This is a genomic window from Thiolapillus sp. (genome assembly GCF_048562965.1).
Taxonomy (GTDB): domain Bacteria; phylum Pseudomonadota; class Gammaproteobacteria; order Chromatiales; family Chromatiaceae; genus Thiolapillus; species Thiolapillus brandeum_A.
In genome coordinates this window covers 1-545 of sequence record NZ_JBHNMF010001590.1, presented here as the reverse complement: position 1 = coordinate 545, position 545 = coordinate 1, and the positions used below count along the sequence as shown (strand labels likewise).

1 protein-coding gene is annotated in these 545 nt (G+C 51.4%); it reads left to right on the top strand.

Features of this window, described 5'->3' with window-relative positions; all coding sequences use genetic code 11:
- Positions 1-545 (top strand): integrase core domain-containing protein (locus ACOCD2_RS25670; protein ID WP_293690251.1); only part of this gene is annotated, 545 nt, incomplete at both ends.

Genomic DNA, 545 nt, shown 5'->3' with positions numbered 1-545 from the left:
CCATTGTGGGGATATTCTTCCGACTGTACCTGATAATGGATATTTACAGTCGCAAGATCGTTGGCTGGGAGATCCATGAAAACGAGACGGCGGACCATGCTGCCCTGTTGATCCGCAAAGCCTGTCTGGCGGAAGGGATCAGCATGCAAGATTTGGTATTGCACTCTGACAATGGCTCGCCGATGAAAGGCGCTACCATGCTGGCAATGCTGCAAAGATTAGGTATTGTACCGTCATTCAGTCGTCCTTCGGTCAGCAACGACAATCCTTATTCGGAGAGCTTGTTCGGAACAATGAAATACACACCAGCCTATCCGTCAAAACCCTTTGAGAGCCTGGATGCGGCGCGAGAATGGGTCAGCGAATTCGTCCACTGGTATAACGAAGAGCACCGTCATAGTGGGATACAGTTCGTGACGCCCGCTCAACGCCACAGTGGCGCAGAGAAACTGATACTGATGAATCGGAAGGTAGTTTATGAGTCGGCAAAGCAACGGAATCCAGAGCGCTGGAGCCGGGAAACACGAAACTGGGAACCAGTGAGT